Below are 16,893 nucleotides of genomic sequence, written 5' to 3'. Positions count from 1 at the left end.
GAAGACTCAACTTCCTTACCTTTCACTTCTCCGCAGGTCGCCCTCATGTCGCCACAGCCTTCACGGTCGCCTGACCGTTTTTCGCTGGCCGCGCTCGCCGAAGACCATCCCACCGCGCCCGCCCAGGGAGACGACAGCGCGTCTCTGCCATGCGTGAACGCCCAGCGCGGCGAACCCAACCTGCGGGTGGTGGACTGCTCCGGGGCGCGCCGCGACGAGGAAGTGGCGGTCGAGGAAGTGCTGATTCCCTACGCCCACGGCAGCGATCCGGAAGACGTTCCCGGCGAACCGCCGAAATCGCGCTGGTGGCTGTCCTCCGGCGCGGCGGTGGCGATGCACGTGGCGATCATCGGTGCCCTGGTCTGGGTGATGCCGACGCCGGCCGAACTCAACCTCGGCCACGGCGAACTGCCGAAGACCATGCAGGTGAATTTCGTCCAGCTGGAGAAGAAGGCCGAGCCGACCCCGCAGCCTCCGGCCGCCGCGCCGGAACCGACGCCGCCGAAGGTCGAGGAACCCAAGCCGGAGCCGCCCAAGCCCAAGCCGGTGGAAAAACCCAAGCCCAAGCCGAAACCCAAGCCCAAGCCGGTGGAAAACGCCATTCCCAAGGCCAAGCCGAAGCCGGAACCCAAGCCGGAACCGGAACCGAGCACCGAGGCGTCCAGCCAGCCGAGCCCGTCCAGCGCCGCGCCGCCGCCGCCCGCACCTACGGTCGGGCAGAGCACGCCAGGCGCGCAGACCGCTCCCAGCGGCTCCCAGGGCCCGGCCGGACTGCCTAGCGGCAGCCTCACCGACAGCGACATCAAGCCGCTGCGCATGGATCCGCCGGTCTATCCGCGCATGGCCCAGGCGCGCGGCATCGAGGGGCGGGTGAAGGTGCTGTTCACCATCACCAGCGATGGGCGCATCGACGACATCCAGGTACTGGAATCGGTGCCCTCGCGCATGTTCGACCGCGAAGTTCGCCAGGCCATGGCCAAGTGGCGCTTCGAGCCACGCGTCAGCGGCGGCAAGATCGTCGCCCGCCAGGCGACCAAGATGTTCTTCTTCAAGATCGAGAAGCGCCGCTGAGGCGGGACACCGACAACGAAAAGAGCCGCGCCTTCGAGCGCGGTTTTTTTTGCCCGCGGTTCCCGGTAGCTCACGCAGGGGGCTTCGCTGACTTGGGACGGCAGGCCCCTTGCGCTGTTCCGCCGTGGGAACGCGAGGAGATCGGCGTTTACGTGCCAGTCCCGCCGGAATGACGAGCCGTAGGGCGCATAACCGCTCGCGGTTATCCGCCGTGGAACGCAGGGTACCGGCGGATTACGCCGTCGGCGTCGCGTGCCCTACGGTTCCGGCCAGGATGCCGCGCCAAAAAAGCAGGACGGCGACCTGAAGGTCGCCGTCCTGTGGATAAAAAGGCCCGGAGTGTGTCGGGCCATGAGCACGAGGCTCGATCAATCGGTGGTGATCCTCGAGTGCTTCCGGGTGTCCTTCATGAACACGTAGACCAGCAGCGAGCAGGCGATGCAGGCGGTGACGTACCAGTAGAAGCCGCTCTCCAGGCCGATGCTCTTGAACCATAGGGCGACGTATTCGGCGGTGCCGCCGAAGATCGACACGGTCAGGGCGTACGGCAGGCCGACGCCCAGGGCGCGGATCTCGGTGGGGAACAGCTCGGCCTTCACCACCGCGTTGATCGAGGTGTAGCCGCTGACGATCACCAGCGCCGCCATGATCAGGAAGAACGCGCCCCACCAGCTGTCGACGCTGTGCAGGGTGCTGAGGATCGGGTAGGTGAAGATGGTGCCGAGTACGCCGAAGGCGATCAGGATCGGCCGCCGGCCGATCTTGTCCGAGAGGGCGCCGACGATGGGTTGCAACAGCATGAAGAGGAACAGGGTGGCCGCCGAGATCATGGTCGAGTCGGTCTTGCTCATGCCCACCGTGTTCACCAGGTACTTCTGCATGTAGGTGGTGTAGGTGTAGAAGGCCAGGGTACCGCCCATGGTCAGGCCGACCACGGTCAGCACTTCCTTGGGATGGCGCAGCAGGGTGCGCAGCAGGCTTTCCTTCGGCTCTTCCTTCTTCTTCGAGAAGGACTCGGTCTCTTCCATGCCGCGACGCAGGAACATCGCCACCACCGCGCACAGCGCGCCGATGAAGAAGGGTACGCGCCAGCCCCAGCTTTCCAGCTGTTCGACGCTCAGGGTCTGTTGCAGGACGATCAGCACCGCCAGGGCGATGAGCTGGCCGGAGATCAGGGTCACGTACTGGAAGCTGGAGAAGAACCCGCGCTGCTCCTTGTTCGCCATTTCGCTCAGGTAGGTGGCGGAGGTGCCGTATTCACCGCCGACCGACAGGCCCTGCAGCAGGCGCGCGACCACCAGCAGGATCGGCGCCGCGACGCCGATGGTTTCGTAGCTGGGGGTCAGGGCGATGATCAGCGAGCCGAAGCACATCAGCAGCACCGAGGCCAGCAACGCCGCCTTGCGGCCCTTGCGGTCGGCGTAGATGCCCATCAGCCAGCCGCCGATCGGGCGCATCAGGAAGCCCACGGCGAAGATCGCGGCGGTGTTCAGCAGTTGGGCGGTCATGTCGCCCTGGGGGAAGAAGGCCTTGGCGAAGTACAGCGAGAAGGCGGCGTAGACGTACCAGTCGTACCACTCGACCAGGTTGCCGACGGAGCCGCTGAAGATCGACTTGATGCGTTGCGAGGTGGTGCGTGGCTGGGCAGACGCGGAAATGGCGTTGGCGCTTTCCATCGTGTTTCCTCTTTTCGTTGTTGTCTTGGATGTGCTGATCAGGGCGCAGCACACCGGCACATCGCGAGGGCGACGTATTGGAGGGCTCGATAGCAGGTGCCGTGCCAACGGCGGAAAGCCCCGTGGTAACTGGGCTGGAGGAAAGAAAGCAGGGAGCGGCCAAGCGGGAGTCTGCCGAACGGAAGGGTGAATGAGCGGAATTCCGCCTATCAGTCAGGAGAAAATGGCCGTCTCGACCCTGCTCCGCAGGTCGAACGACCGCCCCGCGGTTATCCGCCGTCGCAGCGGGGTCTCGGCGGATAACGATTCGCCTTGCGAACGGGACCGGGACATTCCTGTCGGGCTCAGTGGCTGCCCTTTTCCTGGTCGAGGGTTTCCATCAGGGCGATCTGCATCCGCGAATGCACGCGGATCAGCCAGCGCCAGAGCACCGCGATCACCAGGCCGGCGACCAGCACCACCACGACCAGCAACTCGCCCGGCGGCAGGATGCTCGAGCTGAGCGCAGCCAGCAGCACCATCATGCCGGCCAGCGACAGCAGCGGGATTACCTCGGAGACCACCCGGCGTACCCGCGCCGTATGGCGTCCGGCCTTCTCCGGCTTGACCCCGAGCTCGGCCAGCAGCATCGACAGCGCCTTGAGCTTGCGGTAGGCGGCGATCAGGAAGGCCAGCGAAACCAGCAGTGCGCCACCCCAGATCAATGCCTTGTGCAGCCCGTCGTAGGCGATCCACCGGCCCATCCAGGCGGAAAGCGTATCGGCGAAGTAGCCGCCGGCGAGGAAGATCGCGATCACCAGTGCCAGGTTCACCCCGACCTGCAGCAGGATCCGCCGAATCATCGCCGCCAGCACCGCCCGGTCGCCCTGCGGCTGGATACTGCGCAGCCAGTCGCCATAGTGGCCGAAGATCCGTGCCAGGCCTTGCGGCATCGCGTTGGCCAGGTGTTGCGAGAGCGGGTCGGCGGCGCGGATCAGGTAGGGAGTGAGCAGGGTGGTGATGGCCGAGACCGCCACCGCCACCGGATAGAGAAAGTCGCTGGTGACCTTCAGGGTCATGCCCAGCGCCGCGATGATGAAGGAGAACTCGCCGATCTGCGACAGGCCCATGCCGACTCGCAGCGAGGTGCGCCCGTCGTTGCCAGCGATGAATGCGCCCATGCCGCAGGAAAACATCTTGCCGAGCACCACCGCGACGGTGATCAGGGCGATCGGCCAGGCGTACTCGACGAGGATCCTCGGGTCGATCAGCAGGCCGATGGCGACGAAGAAGATGGCGCTGAACATGTCGCGAACCGGCTCGATCAAGCGCTCGATCTGCGCCAGCTGGCGTGATTCGGCCATGATCGCACCGATCAGGAAGGCGCCCAGCACCATGCTGTACTCGAGCTTCACCACCAGCAGGCAGAAGCCGAAGCACAGGCCGAGTACGGTGACCAGCAGCATCTCGTTGCTTTCGAACTTCGCCACGTAGGCCAGCAGGCGCGGCACCAGCAGGATGCCGACGACCAGCGCGACGATCATGAACAGGCTGAGCTTGCCGACCGTGGAGAACACCTCGCCGGTCTCCACCGAGCCGCTGACGGCGATCCCCGAGAGCAGGGCGATGATGCCGATGCCGAGGATGTCCTCGACGATCAGCACGCCGAAGATCAGCTGGGCGAAGCGCTCGTTCTTCATCTTCAGGTCGCCGAGCGCCTTGACGATGATGGTGGTCGAGGAAATCGCCAGGATCGCGCCGAGGAACAGCGAGTCCATGGTGTTCCACTCGAAGAAGCGGCCGATCTCGAAACCGATCCAGATCATCAGGACGATTTCCAGGAACGCCGCGATGAACGCCGTGGCGCCGACCTGGAAGAGCTTGCGCAGGCTGAACTCCAGGCCCAGGCAGAACATCAGGAAGATCACCCCGAGCTCGGCCAGGGTCTTGATCGTGTCTTCGTCGTGGATCAGCCCGAAGGGCGGAGTGTGCGGGCCGATGATGAAGCCGGCGACGATGTAGCCTAGGACCACCGGTTGGCGCAGGCGGTGGAAGAGAATGGTGACCACGCCGGCCACCAGCATGATCACGGCGAGGTCCTGGATGAAATCGACGGCATGCATGGCGGCGGTCCTCGCTCGATGGGAAGGGCTCGGCAGACGCGTGACCGGACGGCCTCGCAGACCCGCAGACTAGCATTGGCGAGTGCCTGGGCGACGGGCCGAAAAAAGCTGTAACAGAGGTGTCCGCGTCGCTTCGCACGGTATTTTTCCGGCGGCTGGCCAGACGAGCCGGACCTGCGCCTGTCGTCCCCGGGAGCTAAGGTGTACCCTTGCGCCGAACCGCGAGCCAGAGATGGCCGGCAAAAACCGATGGCCGGGGAGCAATAGCCCGAAACAAAATCCGGCTGGTCCTGCCGCCCGTACCGCCGCAACATGGCGCGCGTCGATTCCCCCAAGAGAGAAAGACTAAAATGCAGCGTGTTCTCAGCATCGCCCTCGCCTTCTGCCTGGCGCTGACCGTCAGCCTGGACGCCAATGCCAAGCGCTTCGGCGGTGGCAAGAGCCTCGGCTCGGCGCCCAGCCACCAGACCCGCCAGGCGCAGCCGGCCACCGCGCCGAACGCCACTGCTGCCGCTCCCAACGCCGCGCGCCCCGCCGCTGCCGCCAGTGGCGCCTCGCGCTGGCTCGGCCCGCTGGCCGGCATCGCCGCCGGTGGCCTGCTCGCCTCGATGTTCATGGGTGACGGTTTCGAAGGCATCCAGATGCTCGACATCCTGTTGATCGCCCTGGTGGCCTTCATCGCCTTCCGCTTCATCGCCGCGCGCCGGCGCCAGCAGGCCCAGGCCCAGCCGGCGATGGCCGGCCACGCGCCGATGCAGCGCGAGATGCCGGCCCAGGCGCCGATCTTCGGTGGCGCCGCTGCCGCGCCGAGCCCGGTGATCAACGCGCCGAGCTGGTTCAACGAAGAGCGTTTCGTCGGCGCCGCCCGCGAGCATTTCATGTCCCTGCAGCAGCACTGGGATGCCAACGAGATGGACAAGATCGCCGAGTTCGTCACCCCGCAGATGCTGCAGTGGCTGAAGCAGGAACGCGCCGAGATCGGCGATGCCTACCAGTCCACCTACATCGACAATCTGGCCGTGCAGCTGGACGGCGTCGACGACCAGGCCGACAAGACCATCGCCACCCTGACCTTCAGCGGCGTATCGAAGACCTCGCGCTTCGACCAGGGCGAGGCTTTCAGCGAAAGCTGGCGGATGGAGCGTGCCCAGGGCGAGAACCAGCCGTGGCTGGTGGCCGGTATCCGGCAGAACTGATCGGACGCGCCTGCGGCCCCTTCGGGGCCGCGCAAACCCCCGCTCCCGCCAGGGACCGGGGGTTTTTCATGCCCGCTGGCGGGCATGGCCGACCATTCGTCCGGCGCCATGGCCAACGGCCAGTCGCATGAGCTGTTCTTGCGTCGGGCGCGGCTACTGTATAAAAAAACGCGCCCCCCGTTGCGAGAGAGCCTGTCGTGGAAGACGTCATCGAAAAACTGCGTGAACTCAACGAGCCGGTACCGGTGCCCCTGGAACTGCCGGAAGAAGAACTGCTGGTGGAAATCGAGGAGGAGCTGCTGATCGGCATTCCCGCCGAATTCCGCGAGTTTCTCCTGCTGGTCAGCGACGTCGTCTATGGCCGCCTGGAGCCGGTGACGGTGACCGATCCGCATTCGCACACCTACCTGCCCGAGGTAGCGGCCACCGCCTGGGATCTGGGGGTGCCGCGCGAACTGATCCCGCTCTGCGAGGACGACGGCAGCTACTACTGCGTTGCCGAGGATGGCGAGGTGGTGCTCTGGGCCGACGGCGACCTCACCGACGAAAGCTGGGACTCGGTATGGATCTGGGCCCGCGACGTCTGGCTGGAGAGCTGATCCGGAACGGCTGGAAAGGCTCTGCCACGCGGGTCTTCCGGCGGTCCGGCGAAGCGCTGCAGGGCTGACTTTGGAACCCGCGGGGCGGCCTGGCCGCTTCGCCTCCGACAAAGCGCCGCTGCGCTAAGGAATTTCCCCCGTTTGCCACGGTCACAAGGGCAATTCCGCACTTGTCGCTCCGGATGAGGCAAGTGCGTTGCCCCGTGTGGAGATTCTATGAAGTTCAAAGCTCTGTTCGCTGCATTGCTGCTGACCAGCCTGGCGGGTTGCGCCAACCAGGCGGTGGTCACCCTGCAAGACGGCAGCGAGGTCCTGGTGAAGGACCAGTCGGATTACGACAAATACAATGACTACTACGAGTTCGAACAGCTGAACGGCGACACCATCCTGATCAAGAAGGACAACGTGCGCACCATTCGTCCGCAGTAGCTGCCCCGTAGCGGAAGTCGTCAGGCGTGCTCGCCGGCGCGCCGCCGCTTGCGTGGACGGGCCTCCAGTTCCAGCAGGTTCAGCAGGTACTGGCCGAAGTAGCTCAGGTCCTGCTCGATCGCCGCGCGCGCGGCCGGGCCGTCGCCGCGGCGCACGGCCTCCAGGGCGTCTTCGTGGAAATCGTTCAGGCGTAGCGACAGGTCGGCCTCGGTGAACAGCCGGTTGAAGAACGGCCCGACCTGCAGCCACAGCGTCTCGATCAGGCGCAGCAGCACCGGATTGCCGCAGGCGCGGTAGAGCGTCAGGTGGAATTCGCTGTTGGCTTCCAGGTAGACCTGCACCTCGCGCTGGCGCAGCGCCCCTTCCATGCGCCGCAGACATTCCCCGAGCCTTTCCAGCGCCTGCCCGTCCAGCCGGCCGCTGGCGCTTTCGGCCGCCAGCCCTTCGAGAGAAAGGCGCACCTGGAGAATCTGCAGGAACCGCTCGCGGGTCATTGGCGGGACCCGCAGCGAACGTTGTGCCTCGCCTTCCAGGGCGCCTTCGGCCACCAGCCGCTGGAGGGCGGCGCGCACCGGCATCGGGCTGGTTCCCCACTGGTTCGCCAGAGCGCGGATCTTCAACCGCTCTCCAGGCTGGAAACGCCCGGCCAGCAGGGCTTCGCGCAGTCGTTGGTAGAGTCGTTCCTGGAGGTTTTCGACCATCGGTTCAGCTCCCTCTCACGGGCGGTGCCGGAAGCTGGGAAAGGGTCAGGCTGCAATCGCGCATGTTCAGCTCCGTTTGTTCTCGATCAGGCAGTTGCCGCCGTCCACCACCAGCAGTTCGCCGTTGACGAAGCTGGCTTCGGGCGAGGCGAGGAAGGCCACCGCGGCGGCGACTTCCTCGGGCCGGCCGGCACGTCCGCCGGGCCCGGCCTGGGCGGCCAGGCGTTCTTCGGCGGTGCTCGAGCCGGTGGCGATCCAGCCCGGCGCGACACTGTTCACCGTGATGCCGCTCTTCGCCACTTCCAGCGCCAGGCCCATGCTCCAGCCGACCAATCCGGCCTTGGCCGCGCTATACGCGGCTTCGCCCGGGTTGCTGCCGCGGGTCCCGGTGGTGGAGGCGACATTGACGATCCGCCCGTAGCCGCGCTCGCGCATGCCCGGCAGCAGGCCGCGGGTGAGCAGGAAAGCGCTGGTCAGGTTGCGCGACAGGGACAGTTGCCAGTCCCGCAGCGAGGTCGCTTCCACGGCGCTGAAGGGTTCCGCACTGCCCAACTGGGCCATGCCGGCATTGTTCACCAGGATATCGACCCGCCCCCACTGGGCTTCGGCCCAGTCCAGCAGGCCCCGCACCTGGGCTTCGTCGGTCAGATCGGCGGCGGCGGCGCGCACCTCGTGCCCGCAGGCGCTCAGTTCCTCCGCTCGTTGCCGAATCCGCTCGCTGCTGGCGGTGATCAGCAGGCGCACGCCTTCGCGGGCCAGTCGCCGGGCGATGGCGAAACCGATGCCGTGTTCGCTGCCGGCGCCGCTGATGAGCGCCACCTGGCCGTTCCACTTCGGAAAGTCGTTCATTTTTGTGATCACAAAATTGCCATGAAAGACAGATTATCAATGCTTTCAAATTCTGTATTGACTTTTTTGTGATCACAAATGAAAGTTGTGCAAAATAAAAAACGAGGTGTTCGAAATGACCGCCAGTGGCATCGCCGAAGCCGCCGTGGAAACCTTCATGGCCCGCGAGCAGCAACGTTTCCTTGCGCAGAATCCACAGTCCGTCGCGCTCGCCGAGCGAGCCCGGCGCGCCCTGTTCGATGGCGTACCGATGCACTGGATGAGCGATTGGTCGACACCTTGCCCATTGTTCGTGGAGCGTGCCCGCGGCGCGCGTTTCCATGACGTCGATGGCCACGCCTACGTGGACTTCTGCCTGGGCGATACCGGCAGCATGTTCGGCCATTCGCCGGCGCCGATCGCCCGGGCGCTCGCCGGGCAGGGTGCGAACGGCCTGACCACCATGCTCCCGGGGGAGGATGCCATCGTCGCCGGCGAGCTGCTGGCGCAACGCTTCGGCCTGCCGTTCTGGCAGGTGGCGACCACCGCCACCGACGCCAACCGTTTCGTCCTGCGCTGGGCGCGGGCGATCACCGGTCGCAAGGTGGTACTGGTATTCGACGGCTGCTATCACGGCACGGTCGACGACACCCTGGTTCGCTGCCGCGACGGCCGCACCGTGCATCGCTCCGGCCTGCTCGGCCAGGCCCATGACCTCACCCAGTTCAGCCGCGCGGTGCCGTTCAACGACCTCGATGCCCTGGAGCGGGCGCTGGCCAGCGAAGACGTGGCCGCCGTGCTCTGCGAGCCGGCGATGACCAACATCGGCATGGTCCTGCCGCAGCCCGGTTTCCACCGGAAGCTGCGCGAACTGACCCGCCGGCATGGCACGCTGCTGATCATCGACGAGACCCATACCATCTCCACCGGACCTGGTGGCTGCACCCGCGCCTGGCAGCTGGAGCCGGACTTCATCACCCTCGGCAAGCCGATCGCCGGCGGCGTGCCCTGCTCGGTTTACGGTTGCAGCGCGGCGATGGCCAGCGCCATGCAACTGGCCCGCGCCCGCGCCAGCGAACAGAGCGAAGGCCATGGCCATAGCGGCATGGGCACCACCCTGTCGGCCAACGCCCTGGCGATGCGCTGCATGCGCGCCAACCTGGAAGAGGTGATGACCGACGCCGCCTATGCCCACATGCTGCCGCTGGCGGCGCGCCTGGCCGAAGGCTTCCGCAGGATTATCCACAAGCACGGCCTGGCCTGGTCGGTGACCGAACTCGGCGCGCGCAGCGAATTCCAGTTCTGCGCGCAGTCGCCGCGCGATGGCGCGGCCGCCGAGGCGGCTTTCCACGACGGCCTGCAAATGGCCCTGCACCTGTACCTGATCAATCGCGGCATCCTCATCACGCCATTCCACAACATGACCCTGTGCTGCCCGGAGACGCGCGAGGAAGACGTCGACCGGTTGATCGGATGTCTCGACCAGGCGCTCGCCGAACTGCTGGCCATTCCTGGCGCGCGGGAGGCCTGACATGCGCTTCGCCGATCCGCGGGAAGCCCGCGAATTCCTTGCCGCGCACCCCGAGGTGCGCAGCATCGAGCTGTTCCTGATCGACGCCAACGGCGTGCCGCGCGGCAAGCTGCTGCACCGCGACGAGCTGCTGGCGGTCTACGAGAGCGGCCGGCCGCTGCCGAGCACCATCCTCGGCCTGACCATCAATGGCGATGATGTCGAGGAGACCGGGCTGGTCTGGGACGTGGGCGACGCCGATTGCTGGACCTATCCGCTGCCCGGCAGCCTGACCCTGCAACCCTGGCGGCAGACGCCGACCGGGCAGGTGCAGGTCAGCATGCATCCCGAGCAGGGACTTCCGGCCGCGGTAGGCGATCCGCGGCATGTGCTCCAGCGGGTTATCCACAACCTGCAGGAAGATGGCTTGCACCCGGTGATGGCGGTGGAACTCGAGTTCTATCTGCTCGATCGCGAGCGCGGCAGCGATGGCCGGCCGCAGCCCGCCCTGCAGATGAACGGCCAGCGACCGCGGGCGACCCAGGTCTACGGTGTCTACGAGCTGGAGCAGTTGCAGCCGTTCCTCGACGACCTGTACGAGGCCTGCGAGGTCCAGGGCCTGCCGGCGCGCACGGCGATTTCGGAGTACGCGCCGGGGCAACTGGAAATCACCCTGCAGCACCGTTTCGACGCACTCCAGGCGATCGACGAGGGGGTGCGCTACAAGCGCCTGGTCAAGGGCGTGGCGAACCGGCATGGCCTGCAGGCCTGCTTCATGGCCAAGCCGTTCGGCGATCTGTCCGGCAGCGGGCTGCACCTGCATCTCAGCCTGGCCGACGGCCAGGGCAACAACCTGTTCGCCAGCGACGATCCGGCCGGCACCCCGCTGCTGCGCCAGGCCATCGGCGGGATGAAGGCCTGCCTGCTGGAGTCGCTGGCGCTGTTCTGTCCCAACGCCAACTCCTTCCGGCGTTTCCAGGCCAACAGCTATGCGCCGCTGGCGCCGACCTGGGGAATCAACAACCGCACCGTGTCATTGCGGGTGCCGGGCGGTCCGGCGCCCAGCCGGCACATCGAGCACCGCATCTGCGGCGCCGACGCCAACCCCTACCTGGCGGCGGCGGCGCTGCTGGCGGCGGTGCGCCGGGGGATCCGCGAAGGCCTCGATCCCGGTGCGCCGGTCAGCGGCAACGGCTACGCTCAAGCGACGCAGGCGCTGCCCAGCGACTGGCTGACCGCGCTGCGTGCCCTGGAGGGCTCGGCCTGGGCGCGCGAGGCGCTCGGCGAGAAGTTCCTGAAGATCTACCTGGCGATCAAGCAGGCCGAATACCGCGCCTTCATGGGCGAGGTCGGCGAACAGGACTGGCGCTGGTATCTCAACCAGGCCTGAACGGCTGCCGGCATCGCCGGTCAGTCATTGAAGCGGGCGACCGGTTGGCCGCCCTGTGTTTCCCATGTGGCACAGGAGTAAGGAAAAGCAGATGAGCACGCCCGTCGTTCTTATCACTGGTGCAGCCGGCGGCTTGGGCCGGGCAATCGCCAAGCGTTTCGCCCAGAGTCATTGGCGCATCGCCGCCACGGATGTGGATAAGGAGGGCCTGCACGCGCTGAACGCGCAGGTACCGTTGGATGCCAGCGGGGTCGCCGACCTGCGCAGCGCGGATAACTGCCATACCCTGATGTCGAAGATCCTCGCCCGCACTGGGCGCCTGGACGCCCTGGTGAACGCCGCGGGCGTCTGGCGCGAGGGACCTGTGGAAAACTTCACCGAGGAAGACTTCGACCTGGTTCTGGGAGTCAACCTCAAGGCCTCGTTCTACATGTGCCAGGCGGCGATTCCCTATCTCAAGGAGAACCAGGGCAGCATCGTCAACATCTCCAGCGATTCCGGACGTCAGGCCTACCGTGGCTCGGCGGCCTACTGCGCGAGCAAGGCGGCGCTGACCATGCTGAGCAAGACCCTGGCCCTGGAGCTGGCCGAGCAGGGCGTCCGGGTCAACGCCGTGTCGCCGGCGGACATCGCCACGCCGATGCTCGACTATCAGGCCGAGCGCTATGGCATGGGCAATCCGGACGGCTACAAGCGCGCGCTGCTGAAGGATTATCCACAGGGGAAGGCAGCGCGCTTCATTCGCCCGGAAGAAGTCGCCGAACTGGTCTGGTATCTCTGCGGCCCGCAGGCCGAAGCGATCACCGGCGCCGACCTGGCGGTGGACTTCGGTCTTTCCGCCGGGCGCTGAGGGCTTTTGCGCAGGTCGCCCCGCCGGGGCGGCCTGTGGACAAGTCTCAACCGCCCTTGGCCTGGCTGGCGATCTTCAGCCAGCCACCGGCGGCGGCTATACCCATGCCGCCGTAGCCCTGGCAAGCGCCGCCGAGGCTCTCGATCACCCGCAGGTCGATGCCCTCCTGCAGCACCTGCAGGCTGCAGCCGGCGCCCAGTCCCTCGCTGCGCAAGCGGTAAAGCGCGCCTTTCCCTTCCAGCCGTCCGGACAACTCGCCGACCGCCGCGGGGCCGTACTCCATCAGCTTCTCCGGGTTGCCGATGCGCATCAGGGCGAAGCTGGCCTGGTAGCCGCCCTTCACCGGTTCGATCTTCAGGCTTTCCCATTCGGCCTGCCCGGCGTAGCGCAGGTAATGCCCGGCGAGACCCTGGAGGGCCGGGTAGTCCACCTGGCTGGCCACCTGTTCGAGATTGAAGCGGGTGGCCGGACCGCTGTAGCCGCGCGCCAGCGCCAGAGCGAGCCAGGCGCGGGCGTGGCCGGCATGGCCGGCCTTGAGGTTGGCCAGCATCAGGTTGTTCAGCGCCTGCTCCTGCGCCGCCTCCCCCTGTTGCTGGCGTTCGGCCAGGCGCAGTTGCCATTCGAAGGCTTCCAGCGCCTGTGGATAACGTCCCTGTTGATAAGCCTGGGTGCCGCGCGTGTTGCATTCCGCGGGGCTCGCGCAGGGCGTATCCTCGGCCTGGACGACGGTGGCGGCGAGAGCGGCCAGGACGGCCAGGAGCGGCGAAGGAAGGCGGCGGGCTACGGACATCGGGCGATTCCTCGTGGAAAAAAGCCAGTCTAGAAGAAAAGCCCATGCGGGCCTGCCGCAGCGGAGCGGATTCGATCATCACGATTGAAAATTTGTAGCCGTTGCCACAGTCGTTAGCGTCTATGGTGTCCACGCCCGTCCTGATGAGAGAAAAAACGCTATGCAACCCGGAAACAACCAACTGTCGATGACCGTGCTGATGACCCCGGACATGGCCAATTTTTCCGGCAATGTCCATGGCGGCACCCTGCTCAAGTACCTCGACGAAGTCGCCTACGCCTGCGCCAGCCGCTACGCCGGTCGCTACGTGGTGACCCTGTCGGTGGACCAGGTGATCTTCCGCGAGCCGGTGCACGTCGGCGAACTGGTGACCTTCCTCGCCTCGGTCAACTACACCGGGCGGACCTCCATGGAAATCGGCGTGAAGGTGATCACCGAGAACATCCGCGAACAGTCCGTGCGCCACACCAACAGTTGCTTCTTCACCATGGTGGCGCTGGATGACGAGCGCAAGCCGGTGGTCGTGCGCCCGCTGGAGCTGGAAACCGCAGAGCAGAAGCGCCGCTTCGCCCAGGCCCAGCAGCGTCGCCAACTGCGTGCCGAGCTGGAGGCGCGTTACCAGGCGATTCGCGAGGAGGGCTGATGGAGAAGCGATGCCGGAAGGTCCGGCGCGTCGGCGGTATCTTTTTATTTTCGACTCTTTTCGCAGCTTTTCATAAGAAAAGCCTGCATTTTGCGTTCACTGGCGCCAATTCCTGTCATTTCTTGATAAAAAACCGGCGTGCCTGATAAAAGTCCAGCAACGTCAACGGGTTAACCTTTCGGGGCCGCGCCGGATTCTCCAGGAACCAGAGCCTCCCTCGGCTTGCTCGAATGCCGTGGGGGCGGCCCCGTTGGCGGCAAGCCTTACCGCCATGCCGTCGCGGGCGCAGGCCCGCGATCCATTTCGAATGTCGTCGTCCGCCGGGCTGGCCGCGGAAGACATGTTCCCCGCCCTCCCGGGAGTCCCGATGCATCACACGCCGCTACTCACCACACTCGCCGCGGGGTTTGTCCTCGCCTTCCTCTTCGGGGCCCTGGCCAATCGCCTGCGCATTTCGCCGCTGGTCGGCTATCTGCTGGCGGGCGTCCTGGCCGGGCCGTTCACTCCCGGTTACGTGGCCGACCAGGCGCTGTCGCAGGAAATCGCCGAACTCGGGGTGATCCTGCTGATGTTCGGCGTCGGCCTGCATTTCTCCCTCAAGGACCTGCTATCCGTGAAGGCTATCGCCATTCCCGGGGCGCTGGTGCAGATCGGCGTCGCCACGTTGCTCGGCATCGGCCTGGCGAGCCTGCTCGGCTGGAATTTCGGCGGTGGCCTGGTGTTCGGCCTGAGCCTGTCGGTGGCCAGCACCGTGGTCCTGCTGCGGGCCCTGGAGCAGCGTCAGCTGCTGGATACAAAACGCGGACGGATCGCCATCGGCTGGCTGATCGTCGAGGACCTGGCGATGGTCCTCACCCTGGTGCTCCTGCCGGCGCTGGCCGGGACCCTCGGCGGCAAGAGCGACACCGGCGGCGCCGGCCTGCTCTGGCCGCTGCTGCTTACCCTGGGCAAGGTCGCCGCCTTCGTCGCCCTGATGATCCTCGGCGGGCGCCGGGTGGTGCCCTGGGTGCTGGAGAAGATCGCCGCCAGCGGCTCGCGCGAACTTTTCACCCTGGCCGTGCTGGCCATCGCCCTGGGCATCGCCTACGGTTCGGCGGTGCTGTTCGGGGTCTCCTTCGCCCTCGGCGCGTTCTTCGCCGGCATGATCCTCAACGAATCCGAGCTCAGCCACGAGGCGGCGGAGAACTCGCTGCCGTTGCGCGACGCCTTCGCGGTGCTGTTCTTCGTCTCGGTGGGGATGCTGTTCAATCCGATGATCCTGCTGCAGGAGCCGCTTACCGTGCTGGCCACCTTCCTGGTCATCGTCTTCGGCAAGTCCCTGGCCGCCTACCTGATCGTCCGTGCCTTCGGCCACCCGAACAGCACCGCGCTGGTGATCGCCGCCAGCCTGGCGCAGATCGGCGAATTCTCCTTCATCCTCATCGGCCTGGGCATCGGCCTGGAACTGGTCCCGGAGCAGAGCCGCGACCTGGTGCTGGCCGGGGCGATCCTGTCGATCCTGGTCAACCCGCTGCTGTTCATCGCCATCGACCGCCTGCAGCAGCGCAAGGAGCAGCGCCTGGCGGAGGCCGCGGGTGGGGTCCGCGAGATGCCGGCGCAGGACCTGCCGCCGCCGATCCTCGAGCGCGACCACGCGGTGCTGATCGGCCATGGCCGGGTCGGCGGACTGGTCAGCGCGCGCCTGCGCACCGCCGGGACGCCATTCGTGGTGGTGGTGGACAAGCGCGACAAGGCCGACGAGCTGCGCGAGCAGGGCTACAGCGTGGTGCTCGGCAATGCCGCCAGCCCCGCCGTGCTGGAACTGGCCAACATCGGCGAGGCGCGCTGGTTGCTGATCGCCATTCCCAACGGCTTCGAGGCCGGGCAGATCGCCAGTCATGCCCGCGCGGTGAATCCGCCTCTGGATATCGTCGCCCGCGCGCACTTCGACGCCGAGGTGGACTACCTGGAGCAGAACGGTGCCAACCTGGTGATCATGGGCGAGCGCGAAATCGCCTGCGGGATGGTCCGTCGCCTGGGCCTCGATCGCGACGACGAGCAGGGCAGCGACGCGCCGCTGCCGCAGTCCGCCTGACGTGCTGCGGCGGCCTGCGACCGGGCCGCGGCTGAAGCCGCTGATCGAACGGCGTCTGGGCATGGCCTTCGCCCTAGTGGCGGCGCTGGATTGATGCTGGAGAAATACATCCTCTGAGCCGCCTGTGGATAATCTTACCCACAGGCGGCTCAGAGGATCACAGGCGTACCGCGTCAAAGCGTACGCGTGGATGGGCGATCCGGTCCTGCGCCCGCACCAGCTCCAGCTCGTAGCTGCCGCGGGCCTGGGTTTCCAGCAGCACTTCATGGACCGCGGCGCTGGTGAATTCGAAGGCGTTGCGCAGGTCGTCGCCGAGCAGCAGGCGCGACAGGAACAGGCCCGAGGTCAGGTCGCCGACCCCTACCGGCTGGCGCGGGAAGGCCAGCAGCGGGCGTTGCAGGTGCCAGACCTGATCGGCGGCCACCAGCAGCATCTCGAAGGTGTCGCCGGCCTTGCCCGGATAGTTCAGGTGCTTTACCAGGATTGCCCTGGGACCGCGTGCCAGCAGGCTCCGTGCCATTTCCACGCAGTCGGCGAGGGAGTTCGGCTGGCGGTCGCAGAAGCTATCCAGCTCCAACTGGTTGGGACACAGGTAGTCGGCGACCGCGGCGGCTTCTTCCAGCAGGAAGTCGCTGACTTCCGGAGCCACGATGCAGCCTTTCTCCGGGTGGCCCATGACCGGGTCGCAGAGGTACAGCGCTCGCGGATTGGCCTGCTTGATTCGCCCTACCACCTCGAGGATCGCCCGGCCCTGGGCGGCGCTGCCGAGGTAGCCGGACAGCACCGCGTCGCAGTTGCCCAGCTCGCCGATCCCGGCGATGCCTTCCACCAGCGCCGGGATCTGCTCCGGCGGCAGTACCTGCCCGGTCCACCGGCCATACTGGGTATGGTTGGAAAACTGCACCGTGTTCAACGGCCAGACGTTGATCCCGATGCGCTGCATCGGAAACACCGCGGCGGCGTTGCCGGCGTGGCCGAAGACGACGTGGGACTGGATGGCGAGCAGGTGGGGCGTGCGTGGCATGAGACGACTT

General features: G+C 66.5%; 15 protein-coding genes. 9 read left to right on the top strand and 6 right to left on the bottom strand.

The window, feature by feature from the left end:
- Nucleotides 1–45: 45 nt before the first annotated feature.
- Nucleotides 46–1,071, top strand: coding sequence for an energy transducer TonB1 (tonB1, locus tag PSPA7_RS30205; protein WP_033997689.1), 1,026 nt, complete (start codon nucleotides 46–48; stop codon nucleotides 1,069–1,071).
- Nucleotides 1,072–1,439: 368 nt separating this feature from the next.
- Here the strand turns inward: tonB1 and PSPA7_RS30200 are convergent, their stop codons facing one another.
- Both PSPA7_RS30200 and PSPA7_RS30195 read right to left on the bottom strand, forming a co-directional pair.
- Nucleotides 1,440–2,747, bottom strand: a complete 1,308-nt coding sequence (locus PSPA7_RS30200; RefSeq protein WP_003157487.1) for an MFS transporter — start codon at nucleotides 2,745–2,747, stop codon at nucleotides 1,440–1,442.
- A gap of 344 nt (nucleotides 2,748–3,091) precedes the next feature.
- Nucleotides 3,092–4,849, bottom strand: coding sequence for a cation:proton antiporter (locus PSPA7_RS30195; RefSeq protein ID WP_012078083.1), 1,758 nt, complete (start codon nucleotides 4,847–4,849; stop codon nucleotides 3,092–3,094).
- A 350-nt stretch (nucleotides 4,850–5,199) separates the two neighbouring features.
- On the opposite strand from PSPA7_RS30195, the gene PSPA7_RS30190 reads away from it, so the two are divergent.
- The 3 genes from PSPA7_RS30190 (at nucleotide 5,200) to PSPA7_RS30180 (ending at nucleotide 7,073) form a co-directional block, all read left to right on the top strand.
- Nucleotides 5,200–6,045 carry a Tim44 domain-containing protein gene (locus tag PSPA7_RS30190; protein WP_012078082.1) on the top strand — a complete coding sequence of 282 codons (846 nt, stop codon included), beginning with the start codon at nucleotides 5,200–5,202 and terminating at the stop codon, nucleotides 6,043–6,045.
- A 197-nt stretch (nucleotides 6,046–6,242) separates the two neighbouring features.
- Nucleotides 6,243–6,644: an SMI1/KNR4 family protein gene (locus tag PSPA7_RS30185; RefSeq protein ID WP_003153986.1), complete on the top strand. Its 402-nt coding sequence runs from the start codon at nucleotides 6,243–6,245 to the stop codon at nucleotides 6,642–6,644.
- A gap of 216 nt (nucleotides 6,645–6,860) precedes the next feature.
- Nucleotides 6,861–7,073 carry a YgdI/YgdR family lipoprotein gene (locus PSPA7_RS30180; RefSeq protein ID WP_003097061.1) on the top strand — a complete coding sequence of 71 codons (213 nt, stop codon included), beginning with the start codon at nucleotides 6,861–6,863 and terminating at the stop codon, nucleotides 7,071–7,073.
- Between the two features lie 20 nt (nucleotides 7,074–7,093).
- Here PSPA7_RS30180 and PSPA7_RS30175 read toward each other — a convergent pair whose 3' ends face one another.
- Nucleotides 7,094–7,774 carry a GntR family transcriptional regulator gene (locus PSPA7_RS30175; protein WP_003153988.1) on the bottom strand — a complete coding sequence of 227 codons (681 nt, stop codon included), beginning with the start codon at nucleotides 7,772–7,774 and terminating at the stop codon, nucleotides 7,094–7,096.
- Between the two features lie 66 nt (nucleotides 7,775–7,840).
- Nucleotides 7,841–8,623 carry an SDR family NAD(P)-dependent oxidoreductase gene (locus PSPA7_RS30170; protein ID WP_012078081.1) on the bottom strand — a complete coding sequence of 261 codons (783 nt, stop codon included), beginning with the start codon at nucleotides 8,621–8,623 and terminating at the stop codon, nucleotides 7,841–7,843.
- A gap of 115 nt (nucleotides 8,624–8,738) precedes the next feature.
- Between PSPA7_RS30170 and PSPA7_RS30165 the strand changes: the two genes are divergently transcribed.
- The 3 genes from PSPA7_RS30165 (at nucleotide 8,739) to PSPA7_RS30155 (ending at nucleotide 12,352) form a co-directional block, all read left to right on the top strand.
- Complete coding sequence (locus PSPA7_RS30165) at nucleotides 8,739–10,133, top strand: aspartate aminotransferase family protein (protein ID WP_012078080.1); 1,395 nt, start codon at nucleotides 8,739–8,741, stop codon at nucleotides 10,131–10,133.
- A gap of 1 nt (nucleotide 10,134) precedes the next feature.
- Nucleotides 10,135–11,502 carry a glutamine synthetase family protein gene (locus PSPA7_RS30160; RefSeq protein ID WP_012078079.1) on the top strand — a complete coding sequence of 456 codons (1,368 nt, stop codon included), beginning with the start codon at nucleotides 10,135–10,137 and terminating at the stop codon, nucleotides 11,500–11,502.
- 91 nt (nucleotides 11,503–11,593) lie between these two features.
- On the top strand, nucleotides 11,594–12,352 hold the full coding sequence (locus tag PSPA7_RS30155; RefSeq protein ID WP_003097046.1) for an SDR family NAD(P)-dependent oxidoreductase: 759 nt from the start codon (nucleotides 11,594–11,596) through the stop codon (nucleotides 12,350–12,352).
- Nucleotides 12,353–12,398: 46 nt separating this feature from the next.
- Here PSPA7_RS30155 and PSPA7_RS30150 read toward each other — a convergent pair whose 3' ends face one another.
- Entirely contained in the window at nucleotides 12,399–13,142 is a 744-nt protein-coding gene (locus PSPA7_RS30150; protein WP_012078078.1) for a hypothetical protein, read from the bottom strand.
- A 160-nt stretch (nucleotides 13,143–13,302) separates the two neighbouring features.
- Here PSPA7_RS30150 and PSPA7_RS30145 point away from each other — a divergent pair, with 160 nt between their 5' ends.
- Both PSPA7_RS30145 and ybaL read left to right on the top strand, forming a co-directional pair.
- Entirely contained in the window at nucleotides 13,303–13,785 is a 483-nt protein-coding gene (locus PSPA7_RS30145; protein WP_012078077.1) for an acyl-CoA thioesterase, read from the top strand.
- Between the two features lie 367 nt (nucleotides 13,786–14,152).
- Complete coding sequence (ybaL, locus tag PSPA7_RS30140) at nucleotides 14,153–15,859, top strand: YbaL family putative K(+) efflux transporter (protein WP_012078076.1); 1,707 nt, start codon at nucleotides 14,153–14,155, stop codon at nucleotides 15,857–15,859.
- Nucleotides 15,860–16,016: 157 nt separating this feature from the next.
- Here the strand turns inward: ybaL and pdxY are convergent, their stop codons facing one another.
- On the bottom strand, nucleotides 16,017–16,883 hold the full coding sequence (pdxY, locus tag PSPA7_RS30135) for a pyridoxal kinase PdxY (protein WP_012078075.1): 867 nt from the start codon (nucleotides 16,881–16,883) through the stop codon (nucleotides 16,017–16,019).
- Nucleotides 16,884–16,893 lie beyond the last annotated feature (10 nt).

The organism is Pseudomonas paraeruginosa PA7 (assembly GCF_000017205.1).
Classification (GTDB): Bacteria; Pseudomonadota; Gammaproteobacteria; order Pseudomonadales; family Pseudomonadaceae; genus Pseudomonas; species Pseudomonas paraeruginosa.
Note: the sequence above shows the minus strand (reverse complement) of the source record. Positions and strands in the feature narration are given on the sequence as shown.